Source organism: Pirellulales bacterium (genome assembly GCA_035533075.1).
Classification (GTDB): Bacteria; Planctomycetota; Planctomycetia; order Pirellulales; family JAICIG01; genus DASSFG01.
This window is the reverse complement of record DATLUO010000069.1, coordinates 1-9,268: the sequence shown is the minus strand read 5'-3', so window position 1 is coordinate 9,268 and position 9,268 is coordinate 1. Positions and strand designations below refer to the sequence as shown.

5 protein-coding genes and 1 tRNA gene are annotated in these 9,268 nt (G+C 62.5%); 5 read left to right on the top strand and 1 reads right to left on the bottom strand.

Annotated elements, in window-relative coordinates; translation table 11 throughout:
- Positions 1-794 precede the first annotated feature (794 nt).
- The 3 genes from VNH11_09400 to VNH11_09390 all read left to right on the top strand — a co-directional run bounded on the left by VNH11_09400 (position 795) and on the right by VNH11_09390 (position 3,721).
- Entirely contained in the window at positions 795-1,085 is a 291-nt protein-coding gene (locus tag VNH11_09400; protein ID HVA46576.1) for a hypothetical protein, read from the top strand.
- Positions 1,086-2,045: 960 nt separating this feature from the next.
- Positions 2,046-2,131 (top strand) — tRNA-Leu (locus VNH11_09395).
- Positions 2,132-2,311: 180 nt separating this feature from the next.
- Positions 2,312-3,721, top strand: a complete 1,410-nt coding sequence (locus VNH11_09390) for a sulfatase (protein HVA46575.1) — start codon at positions 2,312-2,314, stop codon at positions 3,719-3,721.
- Positions 3,722-3,909: 188 nt separating this feature from the next.
- Here VNH11_09390 and tkt read toward each other — a convergent pair whose 3' ends face one another.
- Positions 3,910-5,979 carry a transketolase gene (tkt, locus tag VNH11_09385; protein ID HVA46574.1) on the bottom strand — a complete coding sequence of 690 codons (2,070 nt, stop codon included), beginning with the start codon at positions 5,977-5,979 and terminating at the stop codon, positions 3,910-3,912.
- A gap of 427 nt (positions 5,980-6,406) precedes the next feature.
- Between tkt and VNH11_09380 the strand changes: the two genes are divergently transcribed.
- Together VNH11_09380 and VNH11_09375 are read left to right on the top strand one after the other, a co-directional pair.
- Positions 6,407-7,531: a DUF1559 domain-containing protein gene (locus tag VNH11_09380; GenBank protein HVA46573.1), complete on the top strand. Its 1,125-nt coding sequence runs from the start codon at positions 6,407-6,409 to the stop codon at positions 7,529-7,531.
- Positions 7,532-7,668: 137 nt separating this feature from the next.
- Positions 7,669-8,187 (top strand): carboxypeptidase-like regulatory domain-containing protein, encoded by a 519-nt coding sequence (locus tag VNH11_09375; protein ID HVA46572.1) that lies wholly within the window; start codon positions 7,669-7,671, stop codon positions 8,185-8,187.
- The last annotated feature ends 1,081 nt before the right edge of the window (positions 8,188-9,268 follow it).

Here is a 9,268-nt window from a genome sequence, read left to right as displayed (position 1 = left end):
CGATCGCGCTCCATCCTACGGCTGGCTATATGAAATGCAAGCCCAATTCCACTTCCCCCTTCGGCAGGTTCGGCAGGCAGACGTCGCGGTACTCCCAGGGCAGTCGCATCAAAAACCACAAGCACTTTCCCTACAAGGACTTGCGGATATCGAGTCGCTATGTCTTGTATGACGCAAACTCTGTTCTCACAGGAACTTACCGATTCTTGTGCGTTCACCCTGGCGGTACTCCATGCAGCAAATCGTGGGTGTCGCGACCCCCTGTCCGCAATCGGCTCCGATCAAACGGCTGTGACACTGCGATTGGAGATAATGTGAGAAAGCAAAGCCGGCCAAACGCCCTGTAGTCGTATCCCTTACATGAACCTCCAGAGAATCTCGGTCGACAGCGGTCCGCGAATTCGCGAGAATCGACGATGTAGACGACGGGGTGCCGATCGCCACGAACCGCCAGTCCTCGTGCCGACGTCCGGCATGGAGTGCGGGATCCCGCTTCCCTCGCGCTGCCCCCGCGCCGCGACAGGCCGACGACGAAAGGTTTGACTCGCTACGCGAGCGGTTCCAGTCGCCCCAAATGCACTGCCGCTCGGCCGCGCCGCCCCGAGGGCTGAACCTCGGTCCAGGCATCTGAAATGGTAACAATACTGGCCGTTTCGCTTCAATGCTATTACAATCCGTCCCGGAGTATGCGGCGACGTAACCGCCTTATAAAACCAAGCTTTAAACGTCATCACAACGCTAGGCCAACGTTAACTCAACGGCACATCCGCTGGATTCAAAATCCGGTCCCAGCCATGATCGAGCTCGGGCACATGTACGGCGACTCTGGTGATGCTGGCAATTCCAAGCTGGCCTACTACGTCCGCGAGCGCCTGCCCCAGGACTACATGATCAACGTTCGCGATCTCAACTGGCTCGACGAGTGCGATCAATTCTTGGTTGAGGAGCCGACGAACGAATCTGTGACGGAGGCGACGAAGGCGGCATTCGCTGCCAACCCCGGGGGCCACGTCGATCCATTTGAACTCTTAATCGACGCCAATATCTGCGATCGCAAATGCGACCCGATCGCTTTCCAGCGCTAACGCATTGGTTGCGCTTACACCACTGGTCTATCGATCGCGGTTCCCCAAGGCAAAGTTCAGATTGCCAATTCCGACCGGGTTAATCCCCGCGGGACCCCGCTTGCCTCGCGCTGCCCCGCCCGCGACGCAGCAGGCCGACGACGAGAGGTAGGTCGCCTCGCTCCGCGAGCGATTCTTGTCGGCCTGCAAGCTCTGCCGCTCGGCGGCACCCCCGCGAGGGCTTAACCGCCCTCGGAGAGATTCAACAGGCTGCGGCAACATCGACTTCGGCATCAGGGCAGGTGATCGCCGTGCCAGGCCAATTCGAATCCCGAATCCCAACTGTCCAAACAGGCACGGGGCGGACGGCCGATGCCGACCCCAATGCGGCGGCAATGCCACCGCGACACTGTCCCCAAATTGTCCCCAAGCCTTCCATCGTGATTAAAGTTTGGCGCAACAAAAAATCCGCAAGTCATTGACTTGCAGCTGTTTCTGTTCAGCGAGGGCGACGGGACTCGAACCCGCAACCACCGGATCGACAGTCGACATGCGCCGTTTCAACGTGGCCGATCATGGCCGGTGGGGCATCATCAACGCACGCCGCGCTTGCCGCGCGCTGCCCCGCCTGCGACACGGTAGGTCGACCATGACGAGACGCTCGCCTCGCTCCGCGAGCGGTTTTTGTCGGCCTGTATGCTCTGCCGCTCGGCTGCGCCCCCGCGAGGGCTGAACCTGCTTGCGACCGCGAATCAACCGTCATTGCTGACGCCATAGTTGCCGGCGAGTTGATCGCGAAGGGGATTCAGGCGATCGCACGGCGCCAAACGACCCAAGCATGCGGCGATGATGGTACACTTTTGGTACACAGACTTCCAACGTCACCGCCCTTTTGGTACAATACAGCAGTGAGGTGATTCGGCTTCAAAATCGGCGTAAATCCTTTACGTGCAATGTGAAACCGATGTCACCGCGACGCCAGCGGGAATGGCGGAATTGGCAGACGCGCCAGGTTGAGGGCCTGGTGACCCTTACCGGTCGTGCAGGTTCAAGTCCTGTTTCCCGCACTCGTTCGTCATCGGCTCGAAACTTCTGTGGTGACGGATCGCTGGCGAACTTTGGGCGGCTCGGCCGCCCATCCCTTTCACGGACGACGAGCGACTACAGAGCCGACGCCTCGCCGCACGGGCGAGGCGCCGGCTTTTTGCTTATCTGAACGCTTCCGACCCGCCCCCGAGATGCATGCCATGACTCCGTTCCACTTCGCACGCGCTTTCCTGCTGGGCCTCTTGTTCGCCGCCACGGCCGAGGCCGCGGGCAGCAACGTGGTGCTGTTCGTGACCGACGATCAAAGCCCCGATGCCGGTTGCTACGGCAACAAGGTCATCAAGACGCCGAACCTCGACCGCCTGGCGGCCGACGGCACGCGGCTCGACAGGGCCTTCTGCACCACGGCCAGTTGTAGCGCCAGCCGTTCGGTGATCTTGACCGGGCTGTTCAACCACGCCAACGCCCAGTACGGCCACGAACACAGCTATCACCACTTTCGCACCTACGACAACGTGAAGTCGCTGCCCGTGCTGCTGGCCGCGGCCGGCTATCGCACGGCTCGCGTGGGCAAGTATCACGTCGGGCCCGAGGCGGTCTATCATTTCGACAAAGCCTTGCCCGGCAACGCGCGCAGCCCGGCGGCGATGGCCGACGCCTGCCGCGATTTTATCGCCGACGACGACGCGCGGCCGTTCTTTCTGTATTTCTGCACGGCCGACCCGCACCGCAGCGGCGACCGCGTCGAAAGCCTGCCGGAAAAGCCCAACGCGTTTGGCAACCGGCCGCAAGGCTATCCGGGCATCGAGCCGGCGCCCTACGATCCGAAAGACGTGATCGTGCCGCCGTTTCTGCCCGACACGCCGGCCTGCCGGGCCGAGCTGGCGCAGTATTACGAGTCGGTGTCGCGCGTCGATCAGGGCCTCGGCCGGCTGGTCGATATCCTGAAAAAGGCCGGCAAGTACGACGACACGCTGATCGTCTTCATTTCCGACCACGGCATCGCCTTTCCCGGCGCCAAGACGAACGTCTACGAGCCGGGGCTGCGCTCGCCGTGCATCGTGCGGCGGCCTGAGCAAAAGCGCCGCGGCGGCGCCTCGCAGGCGATGGTCAGTTGGGTCGACATCACCCCCACGATTCTCGATTTCGCCGGCGCGCTGGGCGGCAAGCAGAAGTTTCACGGGCGTTCGTTTCTGCGGGCGATCGACGAAGAGCGCCCGGCCGGCTGGGACGAAATCTATGCCTCGCACACGTTTCACGAGATCACGATGTACTACCCGATGCGAGTCGTCCGCACGCGGCAATACAAGCTGATCTGGAATCTGGCTCATCCGCTGCCTTACCCGTTCGCTTCCGACTTGTGGGAAGCGCCAACCTGGCAAGAGGTCTATCGCCGCGGCTCGGATGCTCTCTACGGCAAGCGCACCGTGCAAGCTTACCTGCAGCGGCCGCAATTCGAGCTTTACGATCTGGCGGCCGACCCCGATGAAGTGAAGAACCTGGCCGCCGATGCGAAGCACGCGGAGCAGTTAGCCGAGATGAAAGGCAAGCTGAAGGACTTTCAGCAGCGCACAAAGGATCCCTGGATCCTGAAGTGGGATTACGAGTAGTCCGCAATCGAATGGAGGGACGGGCGCCCTCGCCCGTGGCTTTAACGAATGGAGGCCCGGGCGCCCTCGCCCGTGGCTTTAACGAATGGAGGCCCGGGCGCCCTCGCCCGTTCTGGACTCCGTCTTTGCCGGGCGAGGGCGCCCGGCCCTCCGTCTTTGCCGGGCGGGGGCGCCCGGCCCTCCAGGCATTAACCCTGCAGCGCCTTCTTGGCGTGCTCGACGACGTTATCGACGGTGAACCCGTAATGCTTGGCCAGCACGCCGCCGGGCGCCGAGGCGCCGAAGCTGTGCATGCCGACGAATTGTCCCTTCGGGCCGATGTACTTGTGCCAGCCTTGAACCACGCCCGTCTCGACCGCCACGCGGGCCGTCACTTCCGGCGGCAACACCGAAGCCTGATACGCGGCGTCCTGCTCGTCGAACAGTTCCCACGAAGGCATGCTGACCACGCGGGCTTTCACGCCCGAGGCCGTCAGCTTCTCGTAAGCTTCGAGGCAGAGCGAAACTTCGCTGCCCGTGCCGATCAGAATCACCTCGGGCTTGCCGCCGGCGGCGTCGGCCAGCACGTAGGCGCCGCGGGCCACGCCAGAGGCCGGGGCGAACTTCGTGCGGTCGAGGGTGGGCAAGTTCTGCCGCGTGAGGATCAAGGCCACGGGACGGTTCTTCCAGGGCATGATCGTGCGATAGACTTCGGCCACTTCATTCGCGTCGCCGGGCCGCAAAGTGACCAGGCCCGGAATCGCCCGTAGCGAGGCCAGGTGCTCGACCGGCTCGTGCGTCGGGCCGTCTTCGCCAACGCCGATCGAATCGTGCGTGAAAATGAACACCGAGGGAATCTTCATGATCGACGCCAAGCGGATCGACGGGCGGCAATAGTCGGCGAACACGAAGAACGTGGCGCCGAAGGATCGCAGCCCGGAGAGCACCATGCCGTTGACCGCTGCGGCCATGCCGTGTTCGCGGATGCCGAAGTGCATGTTGCGGCCGTCGTACCCGCCGGCTTCGAAGCTGCCGACGTCGTTCATGTTGGTCATCGTCGAAGGCGCCAGGTCGGCGGCGCCGCCGACCAGCCAGGGAATCTTCGAGCAGAGACCATTGAGCACCTTGCCCGACGAGACGCGCGTCGCCAGCCCCTTGGCGTCGGCCGCGAAGGTCGGAATGCCGCTTTCCCAGTCCTTCGGCAGCTCGCGGCGTTCGATCCGCTGCAACTGGTCGTACAACTCGGGGAACTTCTTGGCGTAGTCGGCCAACTTTGCTCGCCATTCGGCGTGCAGCTTCTTGCCGCGGGCGCCGACGCCGTCGGCGAAGTGCTCGACCACTTCGGGCGGCACGAGAAACTTGGCGTCGGCCGGCCAGCCGTAGACCTCTTTGGTCAGCCGCACTTCGTCTTCGCCCAGCGGCGAGCCGTGCGCGCTGTGGTTGTCCTGCTTGTGAGGCGAGCCGTAGCCGATGTGGCTCTTGACGATGATGATCGTCGGCCGGTCGTCGGTTTTGAGAAACTCCTGGTAGGCGTCGTTCAAGGCCGCCAGGTCGTTGGCGTCGTCGACGTGAATGGCGCGCCAGCCGTAGCCCTCGAATCGCCGGCCGACGTCTTCGCTGAAGGCCAGCGACGTTTCGCCTTCGATCGTGATTTTGTTATCGTCGTAAATCCAGCACAGATTCGAGAGCTTCAGGTGGCCGGCGATCGAGGCCGCTTCGGAGCCCACCCCTTCCATCAGGTCGCCGTCGCTGCACAAGGCGTAGACGCGATAGTCGAACAGCTTGAAGCCGGGCTGGTTGAAGTGCGCGGCCAGCCAGCGCTCGGCGATGGCCATGCCCACGCTGTTGCTGATGCCCTGGCCCAGCGGTCCGGTCGTGGTCTCGATGCCGCTCGACTCGCCGTATTCCGGGTGTCCTGGGCAACGGCTGTGCAGTTGGCGGAACTGCTGGAGTTGGTCGAGCGGAATGGCCAATTCGTCGGTCGGCTTGCCGTCGGGGCCGGCCTGCTTGACGCGCGCCAGGTACAGCGTCGAATAGAGCAGCATCGAGGCATGGCCGCAGGAGAGCACGAAGCGGTCGCGGTTCGGCCAGTTTGGCTGATCCGGGTCGTATTTCAACACCTCGTTCCACAGGCTATAAGCCACCGGCGCCAGGGCCATCGGCGTGCCCGGATGGCCGCTGTTGGCCTTCTGCACGCCGTCCATGGCCAGAGTGCGGATGGTGTTGATGGCCAGTTGTTGGATTGATTTGGTCGGCGCCGTTGCGGTCGGTGCAGTCATGCTTTTCTGCCAAGCGGTTGAGGTGAATAACGATCGCTGCTTACCGGCCGAGTTTAGGGTTCCCGGCCGCCAGCGTCAACGAGACTCGCTGGGCAACCGCGTCCGAAGCGCATAAAGCAAAAGGGCTTGCCGCGTCGCCCTGCAGACGTTCGCCCGCTGGCGGGCGCGTCGCACATCTCCGCCGGCGCGGCTGCTCCTTCCTGCCTGGCCGGCTGCTGGCGAATCCAGGCCTGGGTGTCGCCGGCGGCCGCAAGTCTGGCTGTTGGGCCAAGCGGCAGCCGTGAGTAATGGCTGCTTTTGCGTGAAAATTAAAAAGCATTGACTTAATATGCACACAACGCGCATATTAACCGTTGGCTTAGGATGCCGGTACAGTTCCCAAAGTCCGGCGGGCCGCTTTCATTTCAAGATCCTGCGAGGTTATCCGATGTCGAGGTTTTATAGCCGAGGGGCCGAGGGGGAACAGGCAAGTCTCGCTGGCTCCCGACGAGCGTTTACGTTGGTGGAGTTGCTGGTAGTGATTGCCATCATTGGCATTCTGATCGCGCTGTTGCTGCCAGCGGTGCAGGCGGCGCGCGAGGCGGCGCGCCGCACGCAATGCGTCAACAACTTGAAGCAGCTTGGCGTGGGCTTGCAGAATTATCATGACGTCAACAACACGTTCCCGTTCGGCAAAGGGGGCACCGGCCCGTGCATTTCCCCGCCCGGCAATTGCTCTCGGGTGAGCGGCTTCATTCCGCTGCTGCCGTACATCGAGCAGCAAGCGCTTTACCAGATGATCGAGTCGGGAGGCAATGGAGCTCCGCCCTATGGTCCGGTCGGCTGGACCGGCTGGAAGAATTGGAACGTCCAGGTTCCGTCGTTGCTCTGTCCCTCCGACACCCGGCCTGTCCCCGGACCGGGCGCGGTCGGGAACAACAACTATGCGTTCAGCCACGGCGATTCGATTTACAACAACTGCTTCAATACAAACCCGATCAGTTGGAACCGCGGGATGTTCCTCTGGAGGAACACGATCAAGCTCGCCATGGTGACCGACGGCACGAGCAACACGATCGCCATGAGCGAGCGGATCCGAGCCGGCTTCGGTACCGGCAAGGGCGGGGCGTTGGTGAGCGTCAAGGAGGGCACGGTCAACGGCCTTGCGGGCGTGAATACCAGCCCGGGCATCTGTTTGGCCACGGCCAACGGCATGTATTATGCCAACTCGTCGAATGTCAAGGGGTATTTTGGCACCGATTGGACCGACGGCGAGACGGAGCGTTGCGGTTTCACCACCGTATTGCCGCCGAACTCCCCTTCGTGCATCATTACCTATAATCAATATGCCGATGGTCACGGCGGCGTTTATTCGCCGTCGAGCAACCACCCAGGGGGCGTCAACGGTTTGATGGTCGATGGTTCGGTCCAGTTCATCAGCGACGGAATCAATACCGGGAACCTGGGAATGGCCGAAGTCAACAAGGGGCCCAGTCCCTACGGGATCTGGGGGGCCATGGGCTCCCGAGATGGAGGCGAAGGCGCGGCAAGCAGCGTCAACCCAAGCGGTTGAATCGGACAACAACCTTTTGTGCTTGCGGATTCTGCCTCCGTCGCGAAGACGCCGGGGTTTATCGCGCACGCCGCGGCGTGGGCCGTGTGCGTATTCCATATTCAGGCGCGCTCGAACAGCTCAAGGAGTTGATGAAAATGGGATCGGATCGTTTTGCCCGCTCGTTTTGCCTTGCCGCTTGGATCGCCCTGGCCGGGCTCGGCTTGGGCGGCAGCCAAGGATGCTCCCGCGCAAAACGGGGCGACCCGAACGGACGGCCGGTCACCGGTGCGGTCACCTATCAGGGAAGCCCGGTGGAAGGCGCCAACGTGACGTTCGTGTCGGCCAGCACCCCGGCCTTCGGCCGGACCGATGCGGAAGGCAAATTCAAGCTGGCGACGGCCGCCGGGGAGAACGTCCCGCTGGGCAGTTACCAGGTTGCGATCGTCAAGAAGGAAGCTCCTCTCGTCGAGCCGGAGTCATCGAGCACGGAGGAACTTGGAGATGGGGGACTGCCGGCGGATTACCAATTCGTTCCGCCCGACCCCAACGCCCCGCCGCCCGCCGAGCCCAAAGACCTGCTGCCTGCCAAGTACGCCGACGCGGCCAAGTCGGGCTTGTCGGCCACCGTCACGGCGGACGGAAAAAACGAGTTCGACTTTCCGTTGACGGATTGACGCCTTTTAATGCTCATTGGGAGGCCAACAGAATAGAATACGGCGCCTCGGGTCAAGAAAAGGTTCCAGGAGGTCAAGAAAAGGTTCCAGGAACCAAAACTCCGGGTTTTCAGCAGCGCCTCAGGCTCGCGGCGCAGGAGTTCGAATTCCACGACGTCGGGTGGCGCCGTGTAGGGCCATTTCACTTGCCTCGATGGTGAAGCGGATGGCGAGCTAGCCCGGATTATTCATCAGCCCCGAGAATGCTCGACAAAGCGCTTCACACTAACCCGAAGCGCTAGCGAGGTAAGGCGATTGCTCCACCTCGCTTGCGCTTCGGGTTGGTATGGGCTGATGAATGATGGCGAGCTAGACGCCTCCGCCAGCGGCGAGTCGCGGCGAGGCCGAGCAGGCCGGAGCCCAAGAGCATTAAGCTGGACGGCTCCGGCACGGCAGGCGGCGTCCGACCGCCGCCGGACGCGGGGGCTACGAGATGATCCTGCGCAAACGGGGTCACGTTGCCTTGGTCGAAAGTAATGTTCAGTGTTGCGGTAAGGGCATCGATATCATAATAGGGCAGGCCGCCGAGGCTGGGACCGCCACCCAGCGTTGAGTTGGCCCCATCCAGGAACTGACGCACGGTTAAACCATTGAGAAACGCTACAGACAGAGGGCCATCCCCAAAGTCCACTGTCGTGAAGTTATACCGTGCGCGGCCAAAAATGAGACCTTCGGCCGCCACGGAGCTTGCCTCCGCGGAGCCAATGATTGGGAGCTAGCAATCGACCCAGGGCGCTTACTTCTTCCCCCCGTCCAGCGCTCGACGGGGAGAAGCCCGGTCGTGACGCGAGCTTGCTTTACTTCCGGCGGCGCGCCATGAGCGCCATGCCTGTTAAACCTAGGCCGAAGAGCGTCAGCGAAGCCGGTTCGGGAACCGCCGGCGTAGCAGGGGCGCCTTCGAGTGCTATACCGCGCACGCTCCGCGTTGACACAAATCGGGCTTGGTCAATTCAGGAGAGTTGGGAAGAATAAGCATGGAGCTGGGTGGCGTGGGATTCCGTCCGGCTTAGATGGACGATGGACGGTTGGTGGAGACGCAAGG